This window comes from Synechococcus sp. BA-124 BA4, assembly GCF_034931165.1.
In genome coordinates, this window is sequence record NZ_JAYGIA010000082.1 from 1 (window position 1) to 25,706 (window position 25,706).

26 protein-coding genes and 3 pseudogenes are annotated in these 25,706 nt (G+C 68.2%); 7 read left to right on the forward strand and 22 right to left on the reverse strand.

The genetic code is table 11. The annotated features are described in order from the left end of the window. The 7 genes and pseudogenes from VB734_RS10805 to VB734_RS10835 form a co-directional block, all read right to left on the reverse strand. A pseudogene (locus VB734_RS10805) lies at positions 1–202 on the reverse strand (UDP-3-O-(3-hydroxymyristoyl)glucosamine N-acyltransferase); the annotation flags it as partial. 41 nt (positions 203–243) lie between these two features. Then, positions 244–1,383, reverse strand: coding sequence for a glutamate 5-kinase (proB, locus tag VB734_RS10810; RefSeq protein ID WP_323243331.1), 1,140 nt, complete (start codon positions 1,381–1,383; stop codon positions 244–246). Further along, complete coding sequence (locus VB734_RS10815) at positions 1,380–1,895, reverse strand: YqeG family HAD IIIA-type phosphatase (protein WP_322781426.1); 516 nt, start codon at positions 1,893–1,895, stop codon at positions 1,380–1,382. The genes proB and VB734_RS10815 overlap by 4 nt, the downstream gene beginning before the upstream one ends. Then, positions 1,892–2,461 carry a DUF3727 domain-containing protein gene (locus tag VB734_RS10820; protein WP_322781427.1) on the reverse strand — a complete coding sequence of 190 codons (570 nt, stop codon included), beginning with the start codon at positions 2,459–2,461 and terminating at the stop codon, positions 1,892–1,894. Before VB734_RS10820 ends, VB734_RS10815 begins: the two co-directional genes overlap by 4 nt. A 19-nt stretch (positions 2,462–2,480) precedes the next feature. Continuing rightward, entirely contained in the window at positions 2,481–2,966 is a 486-nt protein-coding gene (gene ruvX / locus VB734_RS10825) for a Holliday junction resolvase RuvX (RefSeq protein ID WP_322781428.1), read from the reverse strand. Next, entirely contained in the window at positions 2,963–4,009 is a 1,047-nt protein-coding gene (locus VB734_RS10830) for a hypothetical protein (protein ID WP_322781429.1), read from the reverse strand. Before VB734_RS10830 ends, ruvX begins: the two co-directional genes overlap by 4 nt. 113 nt (positions 4,010–4,122) lie before the next feature. Next, positions 4,123–5,343, reverse strand: coding sequence for a F420-0:Gamma-glutamyl ligase (locus VB734_RS10835; protein WP_322781430.1), 1,221 nt, complete (start codon positions 5,341–5,343; stop codon positions 4,123–4,125). Between the two features lie 111 nt (positions 5,344–5,454). Here VB734_RS10835 and VB734_RS10840 point away from each other — a divergent pair, with 111 nt between their 5' ends. From VB734_RS10840 to VB734_RS10850, 3 genes are all read left to right on the forward strand, one after another. Then, positions 5,455–6,837, forward strand: coding sequence for a PhoH family protein (locus tag VB734_RS10840; protein WP_322781431.1), 1,383 nt, complete (start codon positions 5,455–5,457; stop codon positions 6,835–6,837). Between the two features lie 152 nt (positions 6,838–6,989). Continuing rightward, positions 6,990–9,320 (forward strand): arylsulfatase, encoded by a 2,331-nt coding sequence (locus VB734_RS10845; RefSeq protein WP_323243333.1) that lies wholly within the window; start codon positions 6,990–6,992, stop codon positions 9,318–9,320. 53 nt (positions 9,321–9,373) lie between these two features. Beyond that, entirely contained in the window at positions 9,374–9,970 is a 597-nt protein-coding gene (locus VB734_RS10850; RefSeq protein ID WP_231594787.1) for a hypothetical protein, read from the forward strand. Between the two features lie 15 nt (positions 9,971–9,985). On the opposite strand, the gene VB734_RS10855 is transcribed toward VB734_RS10850, so the two are convergent. From VB734_RS10855 to VB734_RS10895, 9 genes and pseudogenes are all read right to left on the reverse strand, one after another. Further along, a complete protein-coding gene (locus VB734_RS10855; RefSeq protein ID WP_231594786.1) occupies positions 9,986–10,171 on the reverse strand; it encodes an OST-HTH/LOTUS domain-containing protein in 186 nt (61 codons plus the stop codon). A 103-nt stretch (positions 10,172–10,274) separates the two neighbouring features. Further along, positions 10,275–10,385, reverse strand: a pseudogene (locus VB734_RS10860) (Maebl); the annotation flags it as partial. A gap of 713 nt (positions 10,386–11,098) precedes the next feature. After that, the gene (gene fumC / locus VB734_RS10865) at positions 11,099–12,493 is read right to left on the reverse strand and encodes a class II fumarate hydratase (RefSeq protein ID WP_197164857.1); all 1,395 of its coding nucleotides are present in this window, start codon (positions 12,491–12,493) and stop codon (positions 11,099–11,101) included. Beyond that, positions 12,493–13,086: a thylakoid membrane photosystem I accumulation factor gene (locus VB734_RS10870; RefSeq protein WP_197164855.1), complete on the reverse strand. Its 594-nt coding sequence runs from the start codon at positions 13,084–13,086 to the stop codon at positions 12,493–12,495. The genes fumC and VB734_RS10870 overlap by 1 nt, the downstream gene beginning before the upstream one ends. A 34-nt stretch (positions 13,087–13,120) precedes the next feature. Then, on the reverse strand, positions 13,121–14,815 hold the full coding sequence (locus VB734_RS10875) for a DUF3685 domain-containing protein (protein WP_197164845.1): 1,695 nt from the start codon (positions 14,813–14,815) through the stop codon (positions 13,121–13,123). Positions 14,816–14,881: 66 nt separating this feature from the next. Continuing rightward, positions 14,882–15,292 (reverse strand): Fur family transcriptional regulator, encoded by a 411-nt coding sequence (locus VB734_RS10880; protein WP_370594601.1) that lies wholly within the window; start codon positions 15,290–15,292, stop codon positions 14,882–14,884. 207 nt (positions 15,293–15,499) lie between these two features. Next, complete coding sequence (gene hisA, locus VB734_RS10885) at positions 15,500–16,261, reverse strand: 1-(5-phosphoribosyl)-5-[(5-phosphoribosylamino)methylideneamino]imidazole-4-carboxamide isomerase (RefSeq protein WP_231595017.1); 762 nt, start codon at positions 16,259–16,261, stop codon at positions 15,500–15,502. Between the two features lie 105 nt (positions 16,262–16,366). Beyond that, a pseudogene (locus VB734_RS10890) lies at positions 16,367–16,570 on the reverse strand (TIGR02450 family Trp-rich protein); the annotation flags it as partial. After that, complete coding sequence (locus VB734_RS10895) at positions 16,567–17,286, reverse strand: Coq4 family protein (RefSeq protein WP_322781433.1); 720 nt, start codon at positions 17,284–17,286, stop codon at positions 16,567–16,569. The pseudogene VB734_RS10890 and the gene VB734_RS10895, both read right to left, overlap by 4 nt. A gap of 83 nt (positions 17,287–17,369) precedes the next feature. On the opposite strand from VB734_RS10895, the gene VB734_RS10900 reads away from it, so the two are divergent. After that, a complete protein-coding gene (locus tag VB734_RS10900; protein WP_197166955.1) occupies positions 17,370–18,290 on the forward strand; it encodes an NAD-dependent epimerase/dehydratase family protein in 921 nt (306 codons plus the stop codon). Here the strand turns inward: VB734_RS10900 and VB734_RS10905 are convergent. Further along, complete coding sequence (locus tag VB734_RS10905; protein WP_197164843.1) at positions 18,259–18,846, reverse strand: CDP-alcohol phosphatidyltransferase family protein; 588 nt, start codon at positions 18,844–18,846, stop codon at positions 18,259–18,261. The genes VB734_RS10900 and VB734_RS10905 overlap by 32 nt on opposite strands. Positions 18,847–18,949: 103 nt before the next feature. Between VB734_RS10905 and VB734_RS10910 the strand changes: the two genes are divergently transcribed. Further along, positions 18,950–19,384, forward strand: coding sequence for a CBS domain-containing protein (locus VB734_RS10910; protein ID WP_197166953.1), 435 nt, complete (start codon positions 18,950–18,952; stop codon positions 19,382–19,384). On the opposite strand, the gene pdeM is transcribed toward VB734_RS10910, so the two are convergent. Together pdeM and VB734_RS10920 are read right to left on the reverse strand one after the other, a co-directional pair. Beyond that, positions 19,341–20,048 (reverse strand): ligase-associated DNA damage response endonuclease PdeM, encoded by a 708-nt coding sequence (gene pdeM, locus VB734_RS10915; protein ID WP_197164834.1) that lies wholly within the window; start codon positions 20,046–20,048, stop codon positions 19,341–19,343. The two genes, VB734_RS10910 and pdeM, sit on opposite strands and share 44 nt — an antisense overlap. A gap of 12 nt (positions 20,049–20,060) precedes the next feature. Then, a complete protein-coding gene (locus tag VB734_RS10920) occupies positions 20,061–20,645 on the reverse strand; it encodes a glutathione S-transferase family protein (RefSeq protein WP_197164832.1) in 585 nt (194 codons plus the stop codon). Between the two features lie 32 nt (positions 20,646–20,677). On the opposite strand from VB734_RS10920, the gene VB734_RS10925 reads away from it, so the two are divergent. Then, on the forward strand, positions 20,678–22,780 hold the full coding sequence (locus VB734_RS10925) for a 4Fe-4S binding protein (protein WP_197164831.1): 2,103 nt from the start codon (positions 20,678–20,680) through the stop codon (positions 22,778–22,780). A gap of 31 nt (positions 22,781–22,811) precedes the next feature. On the opposite strand, the gene VB734_RS10930 is transcribed toward VB734_RS10925, so the two are convergent. Next, positions 22,812–23,081, reverse strand: coding sequence for a hypothetical protein (locus VB734_RS10930; protein WP_197164829.1), 270 nt, complete (start codon positions 23,079–23,081; stop codon positions 22,812–22,814). Between the two features lie 104 nt (positions 23,082–23,185). Here VB734_RS10930 and VB734_RS10935 point away from each other — a divergent pair, with 104 nt between their 5' ends. After that, positions 23,186–23,422, forward strand: a complete 237-nt coding sequence (locus tag VB734_RS10935) for a hypothetical protein (RefSeq protein WP_197167590.1) — start codon at positions 23,186–23,188, stop codon at positions 23,420–23,422. Positions 23,423–23,560: 138 nt separating this feature from the next. Here VB734_RS10935 and VB734_RS10940 read toward each other — a convergent pair whose 3' ends face one another. Then, on the reverse strand, positions 23,561–24,811 hold the full coding sequence (locus VB734_RS10940) for a glycosyltransferase (RefSeq protein ID WP_231594785.1): 1,251 nt from the start codon (positions 24,809–24,811) through the stop codon (positions 23,561–23,563). Between the two features lie 58 nt (positions 24,812–24,869). Next, positions 24,870–25,706 (reverse strand): phosphate ABC transporter substrate-binding protein (locus VB734_RS10945; protein ID WP_323243332.1); only part of this gene is annotated, 837 nt, incomplete at its 5' end.

The window sequence follows — 25,706 nt, forward strand, 5'->3', positions numbered from 1 at the left end:
CATCGGGCGGCAGGAGCAGCGCGCCGGCCGAGCAGGTTTCGAGGGCTGCGGCCAGGCTGTGGCCCAGCTCGAGAAAGGCCAGCTCCGCCGCGCCGGCCCGGTCGACGGCGGCCGCCGTGATCAGCTCGGGATCCGTGGCCAGATCTCTGGGGCTGGCCTCGCTCAGCTCGCTCAGGTGCGTGAGCAAGGTGCTGAAGCGCATTCCAGGGATCGCGGCCGGTGGCCGGATCGTAGGGCGGCCCCTCAGCCCCGGGCCGCCGCCGGCGCGGTGAGCACCAGATGGTCGCAGTGGACAACGGCATCGCCGGCGCCGTGCTCAAGGGCGCTCTTGGCCGCCTGGCTGCTCAGTCCCAGCACCTGGGCCACCTCAGCGCTGCTGAGGGCCGAGAGGCCGCGGCCGATCTCCCGGCCCTCCAGCGACAGCAGCCGTACGGCATCCCGCCGTTCGAACTCGCCGTTGACGGCGCGGATGCCCACCGCCAGCAGGGAGGCTCCCCGCTCGATCAGGGCCCGCTCGGCGCCGGGGTCGATCAACAGATCCCCCTTGGGCAGCAGGGCGTGGGCCAGCCAGCCCTTGCGGTCGGGCAGAGGGCTGGGGCTGGGCCGGAAGAGGGTGCCGAGGCGTTCTCCGGCCAGCAGGGCTTCGAGCACCGCTGGATCGCGGCCATCGGCCAGGCGAACGGCGATACCGCTGGAGGTGGCGATGCGGGCTGCGGCCAGCTTGGTGGTCATGCCGCCGGTGCCCCAGCGTCCGCCGCCCTTGGCCACGCCGCTCAGGCGCTCCAGCTCCAGCAGATCGCGCACTTCCTCGATCGGCTGGGCACTGGCATCGCTGCGGGGATCGCCCGAATAGAGGCGATCCACATCGGTGAGCAGCACCAGCTCATCGGCGCCGACCGCCACCGCCACCAAAGCCGAGAGGGTGTCGTTGTCGCCGAAGCGCAGCTCGTCGGTGGCGAGGGTGTCGTTCTCGTTGACCACGGGCACCACGCCCCAGCTGAGCAGCTGCTCGAGGGTGCGGCAGGCGTTCTGGTAGCGGCGGCGGGAGGCCAGGTCGCCGCGGGTGAGCAGCACCTGGGCCACGGAGGTGCCGTGCTCGGCGAAGGCCGTTTCATAGAGCCGCATCAACCGACCCTGGCCCACGGCGGCGGCGGCCTGAAGGGCCACCACCTCCTCGGGACGCTCCCTGAACCCGAGGGCATGGCAGCCCAGACCCACGGCACCGCTGGTGACCAGGGCGATGGCCTCCCCCAGCTGGCGCCGCCGGCTGAGGCTGCCGGCCAGACCGGCGATCACCGCCTCGGTGTCCCGCTGGGCCGTGCCGCGCAGCAGGCTGGTGCCCACCTTGATCACCCGGCGTGTCGGCGGGGCCTGCGTCGTCATCGGCTCCACTCGGTGCCCACCAGCCGTGCCAGACCCACCTCCAGCCGCTGCAGTCGGTCCTGCTGACAGGGCCGACCTTCAGGACCGACGGGCTTCACCAGCACGGTGAACAGACCGAGACGGTTGCCCACCAGCACATCGGTGAAGAGACGGTCACCGGCCAGGGCCACCTGCTCGGGGGGAAGCTCGAGGTCGGCCAGCACGCGCCGCAGGGCACTGCGGCGGGGCTTTCCCGCCGAGGTGGTGAAGGGCAGATCGAGCTGTCGGGCCACTGAGCCGATCCGTCGCCGCGAGGGGTTGTTGCTGAACAGGTGCAGCCGCAGGCGATCCTTGGCCTGCCGCAGCCACGCCTCCATCAGCGGGGGCATCTCGGCCTGGCGACGGGGAAGCAGAGTGCGGTCCACGTCCAGCACCAGGGCGCGGATCCCACGATCCAGCAGGTTCTCCAGGGGCATCTGGGCCAGGGTGGTGCTCAGGACCCAGTCAGGGCGCAACAGCTGCTGGAGGTTCACCCAATGCTCTCCCGGTCCTCGAGCTCGGCCTCGATGCGCGGCTGCACCCGCTCGAATTCCTCCCCTTCCACCAGCACCGCCTCGTTGTTCTGCATGCGGGCCACGACGAAGAAGGGATCGAGGGGGATGTAGAGGCCGTATTCCTGGCCTTCGGCGCGGAACTGGATCAACATCTCGTAGAGGTCGGTCTCCTCGTCGCCGTCGCCATCGCCCTGGAGATCGTCCTCCAGGTCATCGGGGTCCGGTTCCTCCAGTTCACCGCTCACAGTGAGGGTCACCGCCGAGCGCACCAGGGTCAGGTCATGCTCCTGCAGCACCACGTCGGCCACAGTGAGGATCGATTCGGCGGCATCGACCTCCTCGATCACCTCGTCCTCCTCGTCGTCTCCCTCCGCGATGCGCACCAGGCACACCGGGGTGTCCACCGGCGTGAGCAGGGCGTAGTCGTGCCCATCGAGGGGGATCAGTTGCTCAAGAAAGCAGAGCAGCTGGCGGTTCTGTCCATCGCGAACGAGCACCGTGGGCACGTCACCGGATCCAGTGATCGACGGTCCTTCGGCACTCATGGGGAATCAGCAGGTCCCATCAGAATGTCTCAGCGCCGGCCGGCCGGTCGAGCCTCGGTGTCGCTGGGCTGACCGGAAGGGCCTCGGGACCTTCCCGCAGCCATTGCTCCAGCAGCAGAGCCGCGGCGGCGCTGTCGAGCCGGCCGCTGCGATCTCCGTGGAGATCTCGGCGTTCGCCTGCCTCCCAGGTGCTGCCGTGTTCATCCACCCAGGCCAGGGGCAGTGCCAGGGCCTGAGCCAGACGCTGGCCGTAGCGGCGGCAGTGCCTGGCCTGGGGGGTGGGCTGCTGGCTGGCGTCGAGGGGGAGCCCCACCACCAGGGCCTGCACACGCCGCCGGGCCACGAGGGGCCGCAACCGCTCGAGATCGGCGGGGAAATCTCCTCTGGCCATGGGGGGCAGGGGAGTGACGGTCAGGCCGAGCGGGTCGCAGCCGGCCAGGCCGATCCGCCGGCGGCCCACATCGAGGGCCAGCACAGAGCGGGGAGGCGGAGGCTGTCGGCTCAACGGCCGCTGCCCACCCCCCGCTGCAGCGGGGTGGGAACAGGGCGGCGGCGGGGCTTGAAGGAGTCGAGCACGGTGTCGAGACGCCAGGACTGGCGGCTGAGCACGCGCGACTCCTGCCGCCGCCAGACACTGCGGGCCATCAACAGGTCCTCCCCCTCCGCCACCGCGCCGAGGCTGCTGAGCCAGCCTTCGCGTTCGTGGTCGTCCGTGTCGCTGCGCAGGCGCAGGGGTGAGACTCCGCCAGCCTGTTGCCGCACCAGCCTCGTCAGAGCGGGGCCATGCAGATGGGACCAGCCCGGATGCAGGGTCACTTCCAGCTCCGCCGGACCCAGGCGGTGCTGGCGCAGTCGGCGCACGGCCGCCACCGCCTGCTGGCGGCTGGTGTCCACCCAGAGCAGCCCCCGCCCTTCGCTCTGATCGAGCACGTCCTCGATGCGGCGATCCAGCAGCTGGCGCAACTGGGCCGGGCAGGTGGCCTGCTCAAGGTGCCAGAGCAGAGGCGCGCTGCGGCGGTTGAGATGGCGCAACTGCAGGTCGTCGCCGGGCGGCACGGCCGCCGGCAGGCTGCTGCCGGCCACGGCCGGATCCGGCTCCCAATACCAGAGGGTTTCCTGGAGCAGCGGCTGGAACCCCTGCTCCCGCAGCAGGGCCAGGCGGTCCTGATGGCCGGTGGAGACCCTGGTGATCCAGCTGGAGGCCCCAGGGCAGCAGTGGAAGGCCTCGCGCAGCAGGGCTCCCTCCACCTGCCTGGCGGTGGGGGATCCCGGCTCGCTCAGGGCGCCGCGGCAGAGCCGCAACTCCTCCACCCCCCAGCAGCTGCCGCTGCGGTTGAGCCGCCGCACCACGCTCAGGCCCAGCAGACGATCACCGCCGCGGTGAGCCACGAGCACTTCAGGGGCCAGGGGTGGACGGCGCACCAGGCTGCTCAGCAGCCGCTCCGGGGTCTGCAGCAACAGGGCTTTCTGCAGCAGCGGCTGCAGGTCGATGACGGCAGGATCCTGCAGGTGTGGCAGCATCCAGCCCTGCAGGGCGTCGACCTGCACGTCCCCAGGTCCGGCGAGTGAATCACCTCCCGGGGAACGGGTTGGAGTGGGGTGATGCACGGAAGAACCGCTGATGATCAACTGTATCGGGGCGAGACAGGGACCTTGAGGCTTCAGGCGGGTCGGACCAGCACAAGGGGTGTGCGTTCGTTGGCGTTGCCGGCCGGGTTGGGGCGCAGGGCACGCCTGAGCAGGTCTTCGTCGCAGCCGGCGCTGGAGGCGAGCACCTTGACCCGCCCGAGATCGTTGACATCAACCACCGCCACCGGCACCCCAAGAGCCTGGGCAAGCTTCTGACAGCAGCGTTCGGGCTGATCGGGACCGAGCACAATCGTCTGGTCGTAGGGAGGGGTGGTGCCGGTGATGTCGTCGATCAGCCGGGCCTGCTCACCGGCGAGGCGGTAGAAGCCGCCTTTGCTGCCCACCAGCTTCATCAGGCTGCCGGCCAGCCAGGCACAGAGCACCCGCGCCGGCCCCACGGTGTCGATCAGGCTCTGCAGGCCGCAGGCCGTGGCCAGGCTGCTGGTGGGATGGAAGACGCGGCAGAGCAGCCGGGACAGGCAGGAGGGCTCCACCATGGACGGATGCTGGTAGCGGCCCTGGATGACTGCCAAGGGCGTTTCGCCGATGGTGAGGATGTCGCCTGGACGCAGGACGGGACCGGCGTAGCGGCGCAGCACCTCGGCGGGGTCATCGAGCACCCCCAGCAGGTGGGTGGGCACAGGCAGGACCTGGCAGCCGTCGCCGTCGCGCCAGGCAGCCGTGGCCGGTTCCAGCGGTTCGGGATGACGCACAGGGACCAGGAATCCCTGGCGCCGCTCCAGGCGACCGAACGGTCCGTAATTGACCCAGAGCACCTCGAGCCAGAGGGTGTCGAGCAGGTCCTCCAGGATGGTGTGGCGCTCCTCGGGGCTCGGTCCGCTCGTGCCGCCGGGCAGGCTGATGCGCACACTCGCCATGAGCTGGGTGCTCTTGTGCCCTTTGACGATGTACGCAGCCCAGTAGCCATCGGACCGGCTCGGCTCGTCGGGGTGGTCGGCGACGACCCTGGTGGTCACCCGCAGGCGCGAGAGATCCCTGCGGCCGAGGACGGTGGGACGCAGCTGCAGCTCGGGCACCATCACCTCCATGCGGGCATGGGGGTTGTCGATGCGGAAGCTGCCCTCCAGGGTCACCGCCCCCCGGTTGCTCCAGCGGGTGGTCCAGGGGCCGGAACTCAGGCGCAGGGGTGAGGCCGGCCTCAGGCGATGGCGCAACTCCAGCCAGAGCAGGGTGAGGCCGAAGAGCAGCGCCAGCAGCAGCAGCGCGCAGAGCAATGGAGGCAGGGACGGCAAGGGGCGGGGGTGCCGGGTCTGCGGGAGCGTAGATCGCGTCTGGTGCCAGGCGCTGGCGGGGTGGACACCGCTGCGGCCTAGGTTCACGGTCTTGCCATAGCGGCGCGGGTGATGAAGAAGACCTTCGTTCTCGACACGAACGTGCTGCTGCACGATCCTCTGGCGATCACCCGCTTCGAAGACAACACGGTGGTGATCCCGATCGAGGTGGTCGAGGAGATCGACCGCTTCAAGCGCGATTCCTCCGAGCGGGGCCGCAATGCCCGCCAGACCTCCCGCCTGCTCGATGAGCTGCGTGGCAAGGGCAACCTCTCGGAGGGGGTGGAGATCAACGCCGAGCACCACGGCCTGCTCAAGGTGGTGTTCTGCCGCAGCGAAACCCTCGCCCAGCTGCCACCGGAGCTGAAATCCGGCAACGGTGACAACAACATCCTGGCGGTGGCGCTGGAGCAGCGCCTCCAGGACGTGATGGGCAACCAGCCCCCCGTGGTGCTGGTCACCAAGGACACCAACCTGCGCATCAAGGCCGATGCGGTGGGCCTGATCGCCCAGGACTACAGCACCGACAAGGTGGCGATCGCCGACCTCTACCCGGGCTTCAGCGAATGGATGGTGACGGCAGAGCAGATCGATCAGCTGCACCAGCAGGGATCCCTGGCCCTGGACCAGCTGCCGCCACGGTTGCCGCCCCAGCCGCCGTTGCTGGCCAACGAAGGCGTGACCCTGGTGGATGCCCTGCAACCGCAGCACACCCTGCTGGCACGGGCGGATGCGGACGCCAGGGGCCTGCGGCCCCTCCAGAAGGTGAACAGGATCAAACTGGGGCGGGTCAGCCCCCGCAACCGCGAGCAGACCTTCGCCCTTGATCTGCTGCTGGATCCGGCCATCAGTCTGGTGACCCTGGTGGGCAAGGCCGGAACCGGCAAGACCCTGCTGGCCCTGGCCGCCGGGCTGCACCAGGTGGCCGATGATCACCTCTACGACCGGCTGCTGGTGACCCGGCCGGTGATTCCCCTGGGCAAGGACATCGGCTTCCTGCCCGGCGATCTGCAGGAGAAGATGGGTCCCTGGATGCAGCCGATCATCGACAACCTCGACTACCTCCTCGGTGGGGAGGATGCGCATTCCGGAAGCCTGCGCTCCAGCCGAGGTCCCCGCAGCAACTGGTCCGATCTCAAGGGCATGGGCCTGCTGGAGGTGGAGGCGATCACCTACATCCGCGGCCGCTCGATCCCGCGCCAGTACATGGTGGTGGATGAGGCGCAGAACCTCACGCCCCATGAGGTGAAGACGATCGTCACCCGGGTGGGAGAAGGGACCAAGATCGTGTTCACCGGCGACCCGTATCAGATCGACAATCCCTACGTGGATGCCGACAGCAACGGCCTCACCTGGCTGGTGGAACGCTTCAAGGGCCAGCGGCTGGCGGGCCATGTCACCCTGCTCAAGGGTGAGCGTTCCCCGCTGGCGGAGCTGGCGGCGAATCTGCTGTAGCAGCTTCAACGATTCATCACGGGGACACCTCAAGGCCACAGGGCGTTGACAGCCTTGCGGCATCGGGGCGGGCCACACCCGGCGTCACTGACATTCGTTAACGGCACAGGATCATGAGCAATCAAACCAGGAAACACCGCTCCCACCTGCCGATGCCGAACACGGCGCGGCCGGGTCTGATCACCTACGACGCAAAGGATCCCGATACCTCATTCCCGCCGATCGAGCAGTTGCGTCCGCCCGAAGGAGCGCCGAACGTGCTGATCGTTCTCATCGATGATGCCGGGTTCGGCTCCGCCAGCGCCTTCGGTGGCCCCTGCCAGACGCCCACCGCAGAAAAACTGGCCGCTGGCGGTCTGAAGTTCAACCGCTTCCACAGCACCGCTCTGTGCTCGCCTTCGCGTCAGGCCCTGCTCACCGGGCGCAACCACCACTCGGCCGGCATGGGCGGAATCACCGAGATCGCCACGGGTGCGCCGGGCTACTGCTCGGTTCTGCCCAACAGCATGGCCCCTCTGGCCAAAACATTGAGGCTGAATGGCTATGCCACCGCGCAGTTCGGCAAGTGCCATGAAGTACCGGTGTGGCAGACCAGTCCCGTCGGACCGTTTGACGCCTGGCCGACGGGCGGCGGCGGCTTCGATCATTTCTATGGCTTCGTCGGCGGTGAAGCCAATCAGTGGTACCCAACGCTGTATGAAGGCACCACACCGGTGGAGCCTGACAAGACACCTGAGCAGGGCTACCACCTCATGGAGGACTTGGCCGACAAGGCCCTGAACTGGATCGGGCAGCAGAAAGCACTGACGCCCGATCAGCCCTTCTTCGCCTATTTCGCGCCTGGCGCCACCCATGCTCCGCACCACGTGCCAAAGGAATGGGCCGATCAATACAAAGGCCAATTCGATGCAGGCTGGGATGCTCTGCGCGAGCAGACGATCGCCCGCCAGAAACAATTGGGTGTGATTCCTCCGGAATGCGAACTCACCGACCGCCATGGCGAGATACCCGCCTGGGAGGAGATACCGGAGGCTTTCCGCCCGGTGCTGAGCCGCCAGATGGAGGTCTATGCAGGCTTCATGGAGTATACCGATCATCACGTGGGGCGCATTGTCGAGGGCCTCGAAAAGCTCGGCATCCTCGAGGACACACTTATTTATTATATTATCGGCGATAATGGTGCCTCTGCCGAGGGTTCTTTGAATGGCTGTTTCAATGAGATGAGCTATTTTAATGGCCTGCAGGCGCTTGAAACGCCTGAGTTCCTGACAGAGCGGCTCGACAAGCTGGGAGGGCCTGAGTCCTACAACCACTACGCCGTGGGCTGGGCCCACGCGATGAACACGCCCTACCAGTGGACCAAACAGGTGGCGTCCCACTTCGGAGGCACGCGCAATGGCACCGTCGTCCACTGGCCAAGGGGCATCAGGGCCAGGGGCGAGATCCGCTCCCAGTTCACCCACTTGATTGATGTGGCACCGACGATCCTGGAGGCGGCCGGCCTGCCGGAACCCGTGTCTGTCGATGGAATCCAGCAGGATCCGATCGAAGGGGTGAGCATGCTTTACGCCTTCGATGATCCGGGCGCCGCTGAGCGGCACGAAACCCAGTATTTCGAGATGTTTGGCAACCGCGGCATCTATCACAAGGGATGGACGGCCGTGACCCACCACTCCACACCCTGGGTGCAGGCTGCTCCGCCTGCCCTTGATGACGACGTCTGGGAGCTCTACGACACGAGTAAAGACTGGAGCCAGGCCAAGGATCTTGCCATGGAAATGCCGCAGAAACTGCACGAACTGCAGCGCCTCTGGTTGATCGAGGCCACGCGCTACAAGGTGCTGCCGATCGATGATCGGTTGATCGAGAGGATCAACCCCGACACGGCTGGCCGCCCGATCCTGATCAAGGGCAAGACGCAACTGCTGTTCGGTGGCATGGGCCGCCTGTCGGAGAATTGCGTTCTCAACATCAAAAACAAATCCCACTCGGTCACGGCCGAAATCGTTGTGCCGGAAAACGGTGCCGAGGGGGTGATCATCTCCCAAGGCGCCAACATCGGCGGCTGGAGCCTGTATGCCAAAGGGGGGAAACTCAAGTACTGCTACAACTGGGGAGGCTTCCAGCGGTTCTATGTGGAGGGGGAGTCGCCCATCCCTGCTGGTGAACACCAGGTGCGGATGGAGTTCTCCTACGCCGGCGGCGGTCTGGGCAAGGGCGGCACCGTCACGCTCTTCACCGATGGCACGACGGTGGGCGCAGGCCAGATCGGCGCCACTCTGGCGATGGTCTTCTCCGCCGATGACGGTTGCGACATCGGCGAGGACAGTGGCGCACCGGTGTCGGAAGACTATGGACCGCGCGGCAATGCCTTCAATGGCCGGGTCAAGGGGGTGCAGCTGGCGATCGATGACGTGGCCGAGAGCCTGGAACACCGCATCGATCCGGCCGTGGCGATCCAGTTGGCCATGGCGCGGCAATGAGCCGATCGCCGCGGATCGAGCCGCGCTGGCCGGCCGGTCTGGCGGTTCTGGTGATGACGCTTCTGCTGGTGGGCAGCCCCAACCGTTTCCACCTCTTTCCGGTGGGGTTGTCTGTCCTGCTGATGGCGGCAGCGTTGACCCCGATGGTCGCCGTCGGTGTGACGGGCGGTCAGGCTCCCTGGTTACGGATCGAACGCACAGTCCTCTGGCTGGTCGTGGTGATTCTGATCCTCATGACTATCGCCAATGTGACGATCCTGGTCGAGGTGATGGTGTTCGGTGGGGCGGAACTCAGCGCCCTTGAACTGCTCGCCTCGGGTGTTGTCATCTGGTTCACCAACATCGTCAGCTTCTCGCTGGCGTTCTGGCATGTTGATCGCGCTGGACCGGAGGCGCGGCTCAACCGCCTGCCCACCCGCGCCGACTGGTTCTTCCCGCAGGAGGGGGTTCCCGACTCGGTGCCGCCCGAATGGCGGCCCACCTTCATCGACTATCTGTTCCTGGGCTTCTCGACAGCCACCGCCTTCAGCCCTACCGGTGCCATACCGCTCACGGCCCGGGCCATGGGGCTGATGATGCTGGAGAGCGTGATCTCGCTGGTGACGATCGCAACGATCGCTGCTCGAGCGATCAATATCCTGGGGAGTTAAGCACCTACTCCACTTTTAGCGGTCGCCGGTCAACTGGGTACCCGCCGCGATCGGCACTTCCTTCACCACCAGGTAGGTCTGGGCCTTCACCAGTTCGCTCAGCTTGCGTAAGCCGAAGTTGCGGGGGTCGAAGGAGGGGTCGTTCTTGATCTGCTGGTTGCCCACAGTGCTCAGAGGCGCCCATCCGTCCTCCTGGCTCACTGCAGCAATGGCGCCCAGGAGAAAGAGCCTTGCGCAGGATCTCTGTGTAGATGAATTTGTCGCAGGCGGCCACGAAGGGTTTGGGCGTCTTCTTCACGCCGTAGGCGTAGACCGCCAGCCCCGCCTCACGGTTGCGGGTGGCCAGTCGTGTGAAGTCGTTGTGGGAGGACACCAGGCAGAAGCCGTTCACCCGGCCGCCATGCAGCAGATCCATGCCGTCGATGATCAGGGCCACCTCCGCCAGCAGTTCGCAGATCACTGGCGTCTGAGCGTTGTCGGCATCGATCAGTACGTCCAGGTGGAATGCGTTTGCAATTGGGTGTAATGATCTTTTTCGGCAATCTGCGAATTTCGGATGCTGGATTGAGCGCTTCTTGCAGTTTTAGAATAGGCAGCTTCAGCGCGGGTCAATGTCGGGAAGCGGCGTCACATTCAATAGTGCCATCAGGTAATATCTGCTTGCATTCTTCCGCAAAATGGCTGTCTCAGCAACTTCCGGTCGAGCACATGCATCCCCATGTTGGCTTCAAAGCCGAACTCAACGGTAAATGCCTTCTGCCCTGAATCAAGAAATTCCAGTAGGGGGAGAATTGTACAGATGCAGTGCGACTCTCCCTCTGCTTAGTCCTTCGAGTTGTAGTCAAATAAATATATGCCCCCACCAGGTGATGCAGCCAATAGCAGTTGGTGAAGGCACTGTTGAGGGTGGGCCCGCTGAGAGGAATGTGGCACCTGGGGCCATGGTCGAAGTCCAGATCGTGGGGTGGCGAGCGGTTGCCTTCCTTGATGATGTTCTCCCAATCGGCCTCCGCCTGAACTCCTGGCCATCGATCAACCGATGCTCGGCAGCCAGGGTCTTCGTGGTGGTGCAGTCTTGATGGCCCAGTCACTCCTTGAGTGTGACGATCCCTGACCCGCAACAGTGGTTCACACCATTGCGTCCGGTTTCACCCACCGATCGAACTCCTCGGCGCTGATCTCGCCGAGCACCAGGGCCGCTTCCTTGAGGCTCAGCCGGTGCTCGTGGGCATGTTTGGCGATGGCGCAGGCGCGGTCGTAGCCGATCGCCGGGGTGAGGGCAGTCACCAGCATCAGGCTCTGATCCAGCAGATCACTGATGCGACTCTCATTGGCCTCGAGCCCTTCAATGCAGTGCTTGCGAAAGCTGGTACAGCCGCCGGTGAGCAGCTCGATGCTCTCCAGCACGTTGTGGGCGATCAGCGGCTTGAACACATTGAGCTCGAAGTTGCCCTGGCTGGCCGCCATCTGCACAGCGCTGTTGTTGCCCATCACCTGTACGGCCACCATCGTGAGGCTTTCGCACTGGGTGGGATTCACCTTGCCCGGCATGATCGAGGAGCCAGGTTCGTTCTCCGGCAAGATCAACTCGCCCAGCCCACAGCGGGGTCCGCTGCCGAGCCAGCGGATGTCGTTGGCGATCTTCAGCAGGCTTCCGGCCAGCACCGTGAGGGCGCCATGGGTCGCCGCCAGGGGTTCATGGCCCGCCAGGGCCTGGAACTTGTTCGGTGCGCTGTTGAACGGCAGGCCGATCCGTTCGGCCAGCCGTGCCGCTACCTTCTCGCCGAAGCCTGGGGGGGCATTGAGGCCGGTGCCCACTGCCGTGCCGCCGATCGCCAGCTGGCGAACCTGGGGCAGCGTGTGGCGCAGACTGTCGAGCCCCAGCTTCAGCTGGGCCCCATAGCCGCCGAACTCCTGGCCCAGGCTGAGCGGCACAGCATCCTGCAGATGGGTGCGGCCGATCTTGATGATCCCTGCAAACCTCTCCGCCTTGGCATACAGGGCTGTGATCAGCGCCTCCACGGCGGGAATCAACCGTCTCTCCAGTTCCAGCACCACCGCAACGTGCAGGGCGGTGGGGAAGGTGTCGTTGCTCGACTGGCTCAGGTTGACGTGGTCATTGGGATGGACCGGCGCCTTGCTGCCCAGCTTGCCGCCAGCGGCCTCGATCGCCCGGTTGGCGATCACCTCGTTGACGTTCATGTTGGTCTGGGTGCCTGAGCCGGTCTGCCAGACCCGCAGAGGAAACTCCGCCGCCAGATCGCCGCGGGCCACGTCCTCGGCCGCCGCCACGATCAGGGCCGCCAGGGCCGGATCGAGGCAACCCAGGCTGGTGTTCACCTCGGCGCAGGCGGCCTTGAGCTGGCCGAAGGCCCGCACGATCGCCTCCGGCATCGCCTCACCGAAGGGAAAGAAATGGAGGGAGCGCTGGGTCTGGGCCCCCCAGTAGTGCTCGGCGGGCACCTGGATGGCACCGAGACTGTCGCTTTCCCGGCGTGTCGGGGTTTCCGGCTGGACGGTCATCAGCCTGCGGGGACAACTTCGCTGTTCAGCTCATTGAAGCTGCGGGTGGCGCTGGTCTCGGCACTGCCGGCCGGGTTGAGCCCGGTGGCCTTGCTCAGGGCCGCGCTGATGGCTTCGCTGCTCACCCGCCCCTTGCCGTCGAATACCACACGGCCGGCGGGATCGAGCACCACGACCTGGGGAATCAGGCCTTTCCAGTAGTGGGCGGGGTCGCTGACGCCTTCCTCGGGCCGGTTCTGGAGCAGATCGGTGGTGAGTGGGATGATCTCGACCCTCGAGCCCCACAGCCGCTGCAGCTCCGAGACCACGGGGGCGAACTGCTTGCTGTCGGCGCTGTCATCGAGATAGAAGATCAGCACCACCGGGCGGTGATCGGCCATCGCCTTGGCCAGGGTGCTCCGGGGCGGCACCAGCGAGCCATTGCCGGCATAGAGCGAATAGATGTTGCCGTCGTAGCTGTTGGTGGTGAGGGCCGCCGCCGCTGGAGAGGCCGGGGCGAGCAGCAGCCAGGCACCGAGGATCAGGCTGAGCAGACAGGCTCTGAGGGCGGAGAGGGGACCGGCTTGGAAGCCGAGGCGGACAGGAAGGCGCAACCGAACACCAGAGGGGCTGGGGCCATTGTGACGCTCAGGGCCTGCTGATGCCTCGCCCGAGCCCCTGAAGGATGCCGCGCCCCACCAGGCCGATGGCACGACCGATCACCTGCGTGAGCACCACAACGATCAGATCGCCGACGCGCTGCAGCAGGGCCCGGAGTTGCGGTGCCAGGGCATCGCGGGCCTCCAGCGCCAGGGTGACGCTCTGCTGCAGCCAGCCCAGCTGGCGCAGTTCCTCGTCGCGGGGTTCGGTGAGCAGCAGCGGGCGGATCGTTCCTCCCTCCTCGAGGCGGTAGAGCCGCCGCTGGCTCTCGTAGAGCTGGATCGGTTTCTCGAACCACTCGCTCCAGCGCTGCTGGGCATTGAGCTGGTTGCGCAGGCGCTCCAGGCTGCGGGTGGCGATCAGCTCCTTCACCAGCAGGTAGCGGCGCAGTTCAGGCCAGTCGCCGCAACAGGCGAGCACATCGGCGCTGATGCTCTCGGCGCTGCGGATGACCCAGTTGCTCACCAGGGTCTCGAGATAGAGCAGGGCCTGGGGTTCGTCCGGGGCCAGCAGTCGTCCGTCCACCAGCAGGGGCTGGGCGGAGATCAGGGCCGCCAGCATCGGCTGGCTGGGAGGGAGATCAGGGTCGTCGAGATCGAAGCTCCCCTGGCTGGTGAGGGTGTCGGCCACGGGCAGCAGGTTCCCCTGCTGAGGCAATTGCACGTAGGGACCAGCCATCTGGAGCAGGGCCTGTCGGCGCAGTTCCGGCTGCAGCGTCTGCCAGCGGCCCTGCAGCTCGTCGCCGCGCAGGCGCTCCTGGCGCAGCTGCCGCAACAGCTGATCCAGCTGAGCCAGCAGGGCCAGGAACAGATCCCTCCGCCGCTCCTGGCTCAGTCCCTCCAGGGCGAACAGCTCGACGCTGCCCTGGCGCAGCAGCGGGCCCTGGCTGGCCTGGCTCAGCCGTTGATGGATCGCCTCCCATACAGCCACGGCGGTGCGCTGCCGCAGGGTGATGGCGGTGCTGCCGCCGCTGGGGGGGCGCGGCTCCTGCACAGGGCTCTTCGGCTCCGGAGGCAGACCCGTGGCTCCCCAGGCCATCGAGACCGGCCCCCACAGCCAGATCAGCAGGGTCCGAGCGGAGCGCAGTTCCCGCTGCCGGCCTTCCAGGATCAGCTGCAGCAGCAGATTGGCCGGGGGTGGGTCCAGCAGCCGGCGGCCGAGTTCCAGCTCCTGATCGATCTGCTGCAGCCCGCTGATCAGCAGCCACTGGCCGAGCCCCATCGTTCCCGCTCCCCAGGCGCTGCCCGACCCGGCAGTCACACTGGTGCCGCCGTCCCCGTCCAGGGCCACCACCCGTCCTCCCTGAAGCAGGGTGCTCACGGCCTCCAGCAGGGCTTCGGGCTCGGGGTCCTGCAGAAGTCCGGCGGCCGGCAGCTGCAGGAGCCAGTCGCTGCTGCAGCCGGGCTGGGCGGGAATCAGCAGGAGCAGGGGGGCCGGCAGCCAGCGCTGGTCCAGCCGCTCCAGCTCCAGCAGCAGGGTGTCGGGATGGATCGGGGCCTCCAGGCTCCAGATCACCAGCTGTGGGGCGCCCTCGAGGTCGCCAGCCTCGCCTGCCACCCGGCAGGGCGGGCTCGCATCCGCGAGCAGGCGGCTCAGGCCCTGGCGCAGCAGGGGCGGAGCCAGCAGCAGCACCTGGCACCTGGGGGTCCCGGCAACCCCAGGGGCGCCCGCAGGCTCAGTCACGCGCCGGTCCGGTACATGGGCTCAAGGTAACGAGCGCGTGAAGGAAACTCCAGGGCTGGAATCGGATCAGGCCCGGCGGCGGCCGAAGAGCTGGAGGGTGTACGACTCGATGCTGTAGCCGGTGAGATCCTCGATCTGCTGCAGCAGCTCCTCGGGCAGCACCACGTCGAGGTCCTCGATCTCACCGCTTTGCAGGCAGGTGAGGTGACTGTGGGGATCGCTGCGGTAGCCATAGAGCCGGCCACTGGCGCGATCGAGGCACTCGATCACACCAGCGGACTGCAGGGCCTCGAGGTTCTGGTAGACGGAGGTGTGGCCGATGTTGCGGCCCTGGGCATTGAGGCGCTCGAAGATGTCGCGGGCGCTGAGGTGACGCCGATCACTCCAGAGCAGTTCCAGCACCATCCGCCGCTGGCGGCTCAGACGCATGCCCAGGTCACGGCAGCGCCGGAACGCCTGGGCCACCGTGGCGCGCAGATCGGACGGGGCCTGATCCGGCTGAGCGTTCTCGCCGCCCGCCTGAGCTGGACGTCCGCCGGGGGACTGGGTCGCTCCGGAACTCACCGGCACGTCAGTGGTGGTGAGGGCGACGGACACGGAGACGACGACTGGATCGGAACTAGTCCTTATGTTAAGGGGCGGGTTCAAGCAGCTGACTTGAACCCGCCCTGAGAGTTGTTCCGATCAGCAGAGTGAGGCATCCAGGGGGTCCTGCAGCCGCGCGGGTCCCACCGCCTGAAGAGCTTCCCCCAGGTCGACACTGCCGTCGTAGAGCGCGCGGCCCACGATCACTCCCTCCACCCCCAGCGGGGCGAGGCTGAGCAGGGCCAGCAGGTCGGTGACCGAGCCCACGCCGCCGGAGGCGATCACCGGCAGGGAGGTGGCTTCGGCCATGGACCTCAGGGCCTCCAGGTTGGGCCCGGCCAGGGTGCCGTCGGTGGCGATGTCGGTGCTGATGATCGCCGCCACGCCGCTGCCCTCGAAGCTGGCGGCCAGCTCGGTGGCCTGGGTGCGGCTGTCCTCGATCCAGCCGCGGGTGGCCACCAGGCCGTTGCGCGCATCGATGCCCACCACGATGCGGCCGGGATGGCGGGCTGCCAGCTGCCGCACCAGATCCGGCTGCTCGATCGCCACGGTGCCGAGGATGACCCGATCGAGGCCGCAGGCCAGCAGGTCGTCGGCCCGCTCCGCCGTGCGCACGCCGCCCCCCAGCTGCACGGGGATCGTCAGGGAGGCGGTGATGGCACGCACCACGGCATCGTTGATGGGCTGACCGCTGCGGGCCCCGTCGAGGTCGACCAGATGCAGCCGTTCGGCCCCCTGCTCCTGCCAGGAGAGGGCCTGGGCCACCGGATCGTCGCTGAAGCGGGTGACCCGGTCGTAATCGCCCTGGTGCAGGCGCACGCACTGCCCGTCGAGCAGGTCGATGGCCGGGATGATCTGCATGGCGGCGACGGGGGACTGGCGCTGGGGCGTGTCCCATCTTCCCTGGCCGCTGTCCGGGATCGTCTCCGGCTCAGGCTCGGATGGTGGCAGCCTCTGCCAGCCCGGAAGCCAGTGCCGGCGGTCGCGCAGCCGCTGCAACGGCACCACCAGCCGAAACGATGGATCCAGCAGGGCCGAGAGCTCGATCGCCCGCCCACGGCCGTGCCCCCGCAGTCCCAGCAGGCGGAAATGACGATGACCACCGCTCTCACAGAGGCTGGCGGTCTGTGCGGTCCAGTGGGGCGGCAGGCGTGGCTGACTTCCGCTCACAACGCCGGTGCGAGGAGCGTCAGTCCATAGGGAGCGTCATCGGCGGGCTCGAGGATTCCCAGCTCCTCACGCCAGCTCTGAACCGGACGCTCCCAGCCCTCCTCCCAGCGCACCGCCGCCAGACAGGAGGCCGTGCGGGCGATGGCCATCGCCTGGGCCAGGGCCGCGCTGAGTTGCTCGAAGTCGAGCTGAACGGGGCGTTGCGTGCTCTGCTGGCGGAAGCTGCTCAGCTGGGCGGCGCTGTTGAGCAGCACGTAGGCGGGGAAGCCGATCTGGTTGGCGGTGATCATCAGCACACCGTTCTCGCCCACGGTCCCTGTGCCGAAACCCGTCACCACGTGGTGAATGTCGTGGGTGGTGGCGATCCGCTGGGTCAGCCAGCGCGCCTCGGTGTCGATCGGGCGGGGCCGGAAGAAGTCGGGATCATAGTTGAGCTCGCGGATCAGCTGGCCGTATCCGTATCCGTGGCCGAGGCTGCCTGCCGGCATCTGGATCATGCGCTCGATGTCCGGCTGCAGGGGCGGGTAGCGCTGATCCATCATCTCGGCACCGCCCGGCACGGAGCGGAAACGGCGCACGCAGGCGTCCATCTGCGGGCTTTCGAGCATGTTGTCGACGAGATCGGCCACCGAGTGCAGATCGCCGCCGCTGCGACCGATGGCCGCCAGCAGCTTGAGGTTGTTCACGGAGCGCAGCAGCTCGGTCCAGCGGGGCATGGTCGGACGGGCGATCCTGCTGCGCAGCATCGCAGCGGCCGCCGCCCCGGCCGCTTGAATGGCGCCCTCTCCGCTGAATGGCCGTGCAGATCCTGGTGATGGGTGGAACCCGTTTCATCGGCAAGCCCCTGGTGGCTCAGCTGCTTGCCGCCGGGCACGAGCTCACCCTCTTCACCCGCGGCCGCCAGCCCCTGCCCGAGGGCGTGGAGCATCTCTCGGGCGACCGCAGCGACCCCGCCGCCCTGGAGCCGCTGCGCGGTCGCGCCTTCGATGTGATCATCGATTCCAGCGGCCGCAGTGGAGCCGACAGCCAGGCGGTGGTGGAGCGCACGGGAGCGCCCAGCCACCGCTTCGTGTATGTGAGTTCCGCCGGGGTCTACGCCGACAGCGAGCTCTGGCCCCTGGATGAGAACGCCGCCACCGACCCCGCCAGCCGCCACGCCGGCAAGCTGGACACCGAATCCTGGCTGCGGCAGCAGGCGATTCCCTTCACCAGCTTCCGTCCCACGTACATCTACGGACCCGGCAACTACAACCCGGTGGAGAGCTGGTTCTTCGACCGGATCGTGCATGGCCGGCCCGTGCCCCTGCCGGGCGATGGAACCACGATCACCCAGTTGGGCCATGTCAGTGACCTGGCCACGGCGATGGCCCGCTGCCTGGATGTGGAGGCCGCGGCCAACCGCATCTACAACTGCAGTGGAGCCAAGGGCGTCACCTTCCGTGGCCTGGTGGCCGCGGCGGCAAGGGCCTGCGGTGTCGAACCTGAGGCCGTGGAGATCCGCAGTTTCGATCCCTCCGGGCTCGACAAGAAAGCCCGCAAGGCCTTTCCCCTGCGTCTGGCCCATTTCCTCACCGACATCCACAGGGTGCAGCGGGAGCTGGCCTGGTCGCCCGCCTTCGATCTCGACGCCGGCCTGGCCGACAGCTACAGCAACGATTACGCCCTGCGCGGGGCCACCACCCCCGACTTCAGCTCCGATCAGGCCCTGCTGGCCGGCTGAGGCCCGCCCGCAGATAGCTGGCGCCCGAACTGAGCGCCAGCAGCAGCGAGGGCCAGAACAGCCACCAGCCCAGGCTGCGCAGGCCGCTGGCCAGGGGCCAGGTGAGCGGCCAGAGCAGCAGCAGCAGGGCCGTGAACTGGAGCACGGTCTTCGCCTTGCCGGCGGCTGAGGCCGGAGCGCCGCTGGCCTGGCCGGCCCGCCAGCCGGAGATCAGCAGCTCCCTGGCCAGCAGCAGCCAGACAGCCCAGAGGGGCAGGGTCCCCTCCCGCGCCAGCCAGAGCAGAGGGGCGCTGATCAGGATCTTGTCGGTGAGCGGGTCGAGCCGTGCCCCCCAGACCGAGCCGCCGCCCGAGCGTCGGGCCAGCCAGCCGTCGGCCCAGTCGCTGAAGCCGGCCAGCAGCAGCAGCGCCCAGCCAAGCCCGGCCTGACCGGCGCCGAGAGCCAGAAGCAGGGGCAGCCCCAGGAAGGCCCGGGCCACGGTGAGGGCGTCGGCCAGGCGGCGAGCCCGTGGCACGGCAGACCGCCCTCCAGACGATTCAGAGGCGGAAGGGGTCATCGCAGCGGAGCCTTGGCGGGCCCCCACGCTGGCCTAGAACCCTTGCAGACGCTCTGCACCGATGACCCCCGACACCCCAGGAACCGTACGGGTGGCCGACGTGATGTCCACACCCGTCCTGTCGGTGACTCCGACCACGCCGCTGCAGGAGGCGGTGAAGCTGATGAGTGACCATCACATCAGCGGCCTCCCCGTGCTGGATGAGGAGGGGGCGCTGATCGCTGAACTGAGCGAGCAGGATCTGATGGTGCGGGAGAGCGGCTTCGATGCAGGCCCCTACGTGATGCTGCTCGATGCCGTCATCTACCTGCGCAACCCACTCGACTGGGACAAGCAGGTGCACCAGGTGCTCGGCAACACGGTGGGCGATGTGATGAGCCGCCATCCCCACAGCTGCAGCTCCGACGTGTCGCTGGCGGCCGCCGCCAAGCTGCTGCACGACCGCTCCACCCAGCGGCTGTTCGTGCGTGACGGCGAGACGGTGGTGGGGGTGCTCACCCGCGGCGACGTCGTGCGCGCGCTGGCGGCCGAGGGCTGAGGTCCTGCCAGGGCACGATCGCCCCGTCAGCCACCAGCCAGACCTGCTCGCGGGGATCGCAGGGGTGTCCGCCGGTGAGTTGCCCGAAGGAGGGCAGCACCAGCCGCCCGCGTTCGGCGTCGTAGCTGAAGCAGGGCAGGCGCAATCGGTCGCTGCGGTCACCGATCAGCGCCACAGGGTGCAGGTGGCCGCAGACATGCAGCAGATCGCCGGACCCCGGCGGAGGCTGATCTTCGGGGCCATGGCTGAGCCAGAGACCCCCCCGGGCGGTGGCTGGTTCCTGGGGCAGGTCCTCGATCCAGCTGCCCCGTTCGTGGTTGCCGCCGATCAGCCTCAGGGGGCAGCCCAGCAGCTGGGGCAGGGCCCTGAGCTTCTGGCGCAGCTCGGCGGTGAGGCCGATCCGGCTGTGGATCAGATCGCCCAGCACCAGCACCTCCTGGGGGCGCCAGCGGTGGGCCAGGGCCAGCAGAGCGTTGAGGGTGCCCGCATCCCCGTCACTGGGCAGGGCGATGCCGTGGCTCTGGAAAGTCTCGGCCTTGCCCAGGTGCAGGTCGGCCAGCAGCAGCAGCTCCTGCCGGGGATCCCAGAGGGCCTTGGCTGCCAGCAGCTCCAGCCGCTGCCCCCGCCAGTGGAAGGGGGCCCGATCGAGGGGTTGATCCGCCATCGCCGCGTCCGCTCAGGCCGTGGCCATCGCCGCCTGGTAGGCGGGCCGGGCGCGGGTGGTCGCGATCGTGGCCTGAACCGCCGGGTACGGACTCAGATCCAGTTGGGGGAAAAAGACCGGCAGGTACGCCAGGTGGGCGTTCACGGCGCAGTCGGCCACCCCCCAGGCCTCACCGATCAGGGGGCTCCCTTTGGCCAGGAGTTGGTCGAGAGCGGCCATCAGCCGCGGAAACTCCCGCTCCCGGGCCGACTCCACGAACAGGGCCGTGGCCAGGGTGGCGTTGGCGAACAGCACCCACTGCTCGGCCAGGGCCCGTTGCTCGGGGCTGGTGAACTCCTGTCCGTAGCGATCGGCCAGGTAGAGCAGGATTGCGCCGCTCTCGAACAGGTGCAGGGGTCCGCCCGCAGGGGCGTGGGCGCTGGAGTCCTCCAGGGCCGGCACCTTGCCGAAGGGATTGAGGGCCAGGAAGGCCTCCTGCCGGTGCTCTCCAGCCTCCATGTCGAGCAGGCGCCAGGTGTAGGGAATCCCCTTCTCGGCCAGATACCAGCGCGGCATCGAGGCCCGCGAGCGGGCTCCGCCATACAGAGTCAGGGTCATGGGATGGGTGCGGTGTGAGTCCTCGCCGCAGAATGGAGCCTCATCAGCAGGACGCGCCAGTGGCCGACAGCCTGCTCCGTCTGGCGCCCCATCTGGTGGGCCGTGCCCGCCGCGGCATCGTCGGCGACAGCCGTTACGCCCACACCCTGAGAGAAGCCGTGCGGACGGCCTCCCAGGATCCGCGCGGCGGGCCGCTGCTGATCAGCGGCGAACCGGGGCTGGAGAAGGACAACATCGCCGCCCTGATCCATTTCGGCTCCCCCGCCCGGCGGCAGCTGATGGTTCGGCTCGACGGCGCGCTGCTGCGGGGCGACGGCGCCGAGCTCTTCGGTGCCGCCGGCCGTGGCGGTGAGGGATCCATTCTCGAGAACCACGAGGTGGGCGCCCTGCTGATCGACAAGCTCGATCGGGTCGATCCCCAGTTGCTGCCCGCCCTGCTGGAACTGGCCAGCAGCGGCCGCTGGCAGGCCCCGGATCCAGTCGATCCCCCCCACCACTTCCCCGGCCGGGTGTTCTTCACCACCGAGGCGGTGGTTCCCGGCTTCGAGCGCGTCTGCACGCTGATCCGGGTGCCGCCGCTACGGGTCCGGCGCCAGGATCTGGGCGACTGGCTGCGCTACGACCTGCGTCTCAAGAGCCGGGCTCTCGGCTGGCCTGTGGTGCCGGTGGTCGGCACCGAGCTGATCCGGCGCCTGCAGACCCGTGACTTCCCCGGCAACGTGCGCGAGCTCGAGGACCTGGTGGAGCGGGCTCTGCGCCAGCTGCCGGTTCCAGCCGAAGGCGAGCCGCCGCCGGAGCTTCCGGAAGAGGTCTTCTGGCCCCCCTCCCGTCAGATCCGCCCGCGCTTCGACCTGTGGCGCTGGAAGCCGTCCCTGCGTCTGCGGATGCGCTCGCCACGGCTGTGGAACGCCCTGCTCTTCGGCCTCGTGAGCTGGGTGTTCGTCCTGGTGAACCTCTGGCTGTGGCTGGGTCCCCAGGACCGTGCCCACAACGGAGCACTGAACCTGTTCTGGGCCTGGTGGTGGCCCCTGATCCTGCTGGGCTATCCCCTGGTGGGCCGCCTCTGGTGCTCCTTCTGCCCGTTCATGGTCTGGGGTGAGATCAGCCAGAAGCTGGCCGCTGCCCTGGGCTGGCAGCCCTCCCGCTGGCCGAGGGGGGAGACCGACCGCTGGGCCGCGCCGGCGCTGGCCGCCGGCTTCGCCGCGATCCTGCTCTGGGAGGAGCTGGCGGATCTGGAGAACAGCGCCCGCCTGAGCAGTTGTCTGCTGCTGCTGATCACCGCCGGGGCCGTGATCGGTTCCCTGCGCTTCGAAAAGCGCTTCTGGTGCCGCTACCTCTGCCCGGTGGGGGGGATGAACGGCCTGTTCGCCAAGCTCTCGGTCCTGGAGCTGCGCGCCCAGGTGGGCACCTGCAGTGGCAGCTGCAGCACCTACGCCTGCTTCAAGGGCGGTCCCGCCGATGGGGAAGGCCTGGCCACAGCCGGCTGCCCGCTCGGCACCCACCCGGCCCACCTCGAGGACAATCGCAACTGCGTGCTCTGCCTCACCTGCGCCCAGGCCTGCCCGCACCGTTCGGTGCAACTGAGCCTGCGGCCCCCCGCCGCCGATCTGCAGCGGGAGATGGCCCCACCCGACGGTGAGGCAGGGCTGATCCTGGTGCTGGCCGGCGGCGTCTGCCTGAAATTCTGGGACCGCCTGCTGGGGTGGCTGCCCCTGGCTCCCGAGAGTCTGCAGGAGGGGCCGCTGCTGCCGCGTCTGGCCTTCGCGGCCCTGGCCCTGGCGCTGCCCTCGGCCCTGGCCCTGGTCGCGCTTCGTCTTGGAAGTCCGCGGCGCCTGCGTCTCGGGCTTTATGGCCTGCTGCCCCTGCTCTGGGCCCTGCTGCTGGCGCGGCATCTGCCGGTGGGGATGGCGGAAGCGGGCCGGCTGTTGCCGGTCACCTTCCAGCTGCCGCTGCCCAGCTGGAGCGCCGATCACCACGTGATCGCCTTCTGCCAGAGCCTGGTGCTGTTGCTGGGGGCCGGCGGGTCGCTGCTGCTGCTGCGCCGCCTGCTGCTGAACAGCTGGGCGGCCCTGGCGTGGGCCAGCTCCGCGGCCCTGGCGCTGGGGGCAGGGGGGCGCTGGCTGGTGGCGGGTTAAGCAGGACGAGACGGCAGGATCCGCCTCGCCTTCACTGCAGCGCGCAGAGGCGCCGGATGTCGGAACTGCTGTAGAGGCTTCGGGTGTCCCCCGGGGTGGCCACCGCGAAGTTGTGCACTTTGGTGAGCAGGTTGGCGGCACCGAGGCGGTTGGCGATCTCCACCCGCTCCAGGCCGTGGCTGCTCCGCCAGAGGCGGCAGTCGTGGCGGGTGTCATGGCTGGTGTCGGACGCCCGGACCCCGCCCGGGCTGGCCAGAAGTGCGGTGATCACCAGGGCAGGCCCAAGGCAGCGGTGGCTCATCGCGACAACATCCAGCGGTGTCCAGTCTCCAACCGGATGTGTTCCCCTTGCTACACCAAAGGCGAGGCGCTCCGCCAGGATTCCCATATGCATGGAGAGCTCTGGTGACTCGACGACGCCTCCAGCGCCAGCTTCCGGGCGAAACACGCCACTGGCTCGAGTGCCGCCTGCACGCCCTCGAGAGCCGTGAACGCTTCGAGGACGCCTACGCCCTGCGCATGGAAATGGCCGAGTGGCTGCTGGAGGGTGGCCACGATCAACCGGTGAGCAATCTCACCGTCGCGCGCCTGCTGCGGGATGGAACGGTGGTGGCGGATTCCCTGCTCAGCGACCCGACATAATCACGCCAGAAGGCAACTCCCCATGACCATCGCCCTGCTGATTGCCCTGGTGGGCTCCCTGGTGCTGATGAACTGGATCGTCAAGAGGCTCAGCAAGGCCTGAGTCCGGTCGGCAGCAACCCCTCCGGTACTCCCGCCTCAGGCCAGCGAGCGACCCCGCCAGGTCCAGCCCCGGCCGGTGCTGGTTTTCCAGATCGACACCGGAGCAATCGCGGCGATCACCACACCACCCAGCCAGGCCAGCCACCAGTGGCGCAGCCCCAGTCCGAAACGCCAGCGGCTCCAGAGCCTGACCGCCAGTTGCAGAGCCACTCCCGTCAGGGCCGGCGTGAGCAGTGACGGCCAGTCGGACGGCTGCTGAATCAGCTGCAGACACGCCAGCGGCAGCAGCAGCCAGGGACCGCTGAACAGGCCGAACACCACGGCACCACTGGCCAGGGTGAGCAGAGGGTTGCGGTTCAGGCCCAGATGCCAGTTCTTGGTCCAGCCCTCCCAGAGCGCCTTGAAATCGGGGTACATGCGCAGCTCCAGCAGGTCGATGCCGAGCAGGTAACGCAGGCGGAATCCCCGCTGCTTGATCGCCCGCGCCAGGGCCAGATCCTCCACCACCTCCGCCGCCAGAGCCCGGTGCCCGCCGATGGCCTCGTAGCTGGAGCGACGAAACAGCATGAACGGGCCTGCAGCGAAGGCGGTGGGGTCGCCGGGATCGTTGGCGCGGGCGATCGGAAAGCCCAGACCCAGCAGCGCCACCACGATCGGCTGCACCACCCACTCGGCCAGGCAGCCGCAGCGGATCCGTGGCGCGAGGGTGAGCAGATCGGCCCCGCTGCGGCGGGCCTCGGCCACGGCGCTGGTGAGGGCCGCCGGCGCCACGGTCACATCGGCATCCACGAACAGCAGCCACTCCGTCGGGGGTGGGCCCGCTTCGGGAGTGGGGGGATGGGGCAGCCGTCGTACCGCTTCACTGCACGGCCAGGTCTTGCCATTCCAGCGCTCGCCCGCTGGACGGGGCCCGCAGCGCATCACCTCCAGGGGCGGCGATGGGAACGTTCCGGCCGCGATGAGTGCGTCCAACCCCTCGGCGGTGCCGTCGCTGGAGTCATCGTCAGCCACGATCAGGCGCCAGCTCAGACCCTGCAGGTCGCTCGCCAGCAACGCGCCCACGCAGTCGTTGATCCTGGTCGCCTCGTTGTAGGCCGGCACGATCACGCTGAGGAAATCGCCGCCGCCGGCCTCAGCGGCGCCCGTGGAGGGGCTCGCGGGGGTGAGTTCCGTGGCCCCCAGGCGCGGTGCACGCCCCATGGTGAACTCCAGCGCCAGCAGCAGCACCAGCAGAGCGAAGGCCGCCAGCCAACCCGCCGCCTGGAGCAGCTGAAGGGTGATCACCATGGTCATCGGGTCCAGCCCAGGGCGCCCACTCTCGCCGCTGGGGCCGAGCCGGCTGGGATCAGGGGCCCTTGCCGGCGTTCTGGATGACGGCCCTTCCCTGCGGAGAGAGAGCGAAGCCGAGGAAGGCCTTCACGGCCTCCGAGGCGGGCTCGCGATAGACGTAGAACAACTGGCGCTGGAAGGGGTAGGACTCCGCTTCCGGGGTGGCTCCATCGATGGCGAGCACCCGCACCGTCTGTTGGTCGGCCACCTGGGCGTAGGTGGCATAGCCGATCCCATCACGGCCGAGCAGGCGCAGCATCGGCGTGGTGGCGTCGCGCTCGAGTGTGGTGATGTTCGGGCTGCTGCCGAAGGGCTGGCCGTCAAGCACGATCTTGCGGAACGCGGCATGGGTGCCGCTGACGCTGGGGCGGTTGAGGACCCGGATCGGACGATCGCTGCCCCCCAGGGTGCTCCAGCTGGTGATCTCACCCCTGAAGATCTGGACCGTCTGGCTGCGGGAAAGGCCGCGGCGGAAGGGGTTGTCGAGGCCCACCACCAGGGCGATCCGGTCGCTGGCCACGGGTACGGCCACCAGGCCGAGGCCCTGCTCCTCAGTGGTGAGTGGTCGGGAGATCGCCGCGAGGCTGATGCTGCCCCCCAGCAGGGCCTGGATGCCGTTGTCGGTGCCCACCGCCGCTGTGCTCACCTCCGTCCCGGGGAAGGCGGCCATGAAGCCCTGCTTGAGGGCCTCATTGATCAGGACCATGCTGGTGGAGCCGTCGATGCTGATGGCGGTGCCCGCGGCCACGTTCGCGGGCGGTGGAAAAGCCGCCGCCGTCGGCCCCTGGCCCGGAAGTCCGGGGATGCCCGGCGGGGCCTGGGGGAGGCTGGGCAGCCTGGGGCTGGTGCCCAG

Excerpts from the sequence above, each read along its gene's own strand:
- proB (WP_323243331.1), bottom strand. The coding sequence starts at position 1,383 with ATGACGACGCAGGCCCCGCCGACACGCCGGGTGATCAAGGTGGGCACC.
- VB734_RS10820 (WP_322781427.1), bottom strand. The coding sequence starts at position 2,461 with ATGAGTGCCGAAGGACCGTCGATCACTGGATCCGGTGACGTGCCCACG.
- VB734_RS10840 (WP_322781431.1), top strand. The coding sequence starts at position 5,455 with ATGAAGAAGACCTTCGTTCTCGACACGAACGTGCTGCTGCACGATCCT.
- VB734_RS10845 (WP_323243333.1), top strand. The coding sequence starts at position 6,990 with ATGCCGAACACGGCGCGGCCGGGTCTGATCACCTACGACGCAAAGGAT.
- VB734_RS10850 (WP_231594787.1), top strand. The coding sequence starts at position 9,374 with ATGACGCTTCTGCTGGTGGGCAGCCCCAACCGTTTCCACCTCTTTCCG.
- fumC (WP_197164857.1), bottom strand. The coding sequence starts at position 12,493 with ATGACCGTCCAGCCGGAAACCCCGACACGCCGGGAAAGCGACAGTCTC.
- hisA (WP_231595017.1), bottom strand. The coding sequence starts at position 16,261 with ATGCAGATCATCCCGGCCATCGACCTGCTCGACGGGCAGTGCGTGCGC.
- VB734_RS10895 (WP_322781433.1), bottom strand. The coding sequence starts at position 17,286 with ATGCCCCGCTGGACCGAGCTGCTGCGCTCCGTGAACAACCTCAAGCTG.
- VB734_RS10905 (WP_197164843.1), bottom strand. The coding sequence starts at position 18,846 with ATGACCCCTTCCGCCTCTGAATCGTCTGGAGGGCGGTCTGCCGTGCCA.
- VB734_RS10910 (WP_197166953.1), top strand. The coding sequence starts at position 18,950 with ATGTCCACACCCGTCCTGTCGGTGACTCCGACCACGCCGCTGCAGGAG.
- pdeM (WP_197164834.1), bottom strand. The coding sequence starts at position 20,048 with ATGGCGGATCAACCCCTCGATCGGGCCCCCTTCCACTGGCGGGGGCAG.
- VB734_RS10920 (WP_197164832.1), bottom strand. The coding sequence starts at position 20,645 with ATGACCCTGACTCTGTATGGCGGAGCCCGCTCGCGGGCCTCGATGCCG.
- VB734_RS10925 (WP_197164831.1), top strand. The coding sequence starts at position 20,678 with ATGGAGCCTCATCAGCAGGACGCGCCAGTGGCCGACAGCCTGCTCCGT.
- VB734_RS10930 (WP_197164829.1), bottom strand. The coding sequence starts at position 23,081 with ATGAGCCACCGCTGCCTTGGGCCTGCCCTGGTGATCACCGCACTTCTG.
- VB734_RS10940 (WP_231594785.1), bottom strand. The coding sequence starts at position 24,811 with ATGGTGATCACCCTTCAGCTGCTCCAGGCGGCGGGTTGGCTGGCGGCC.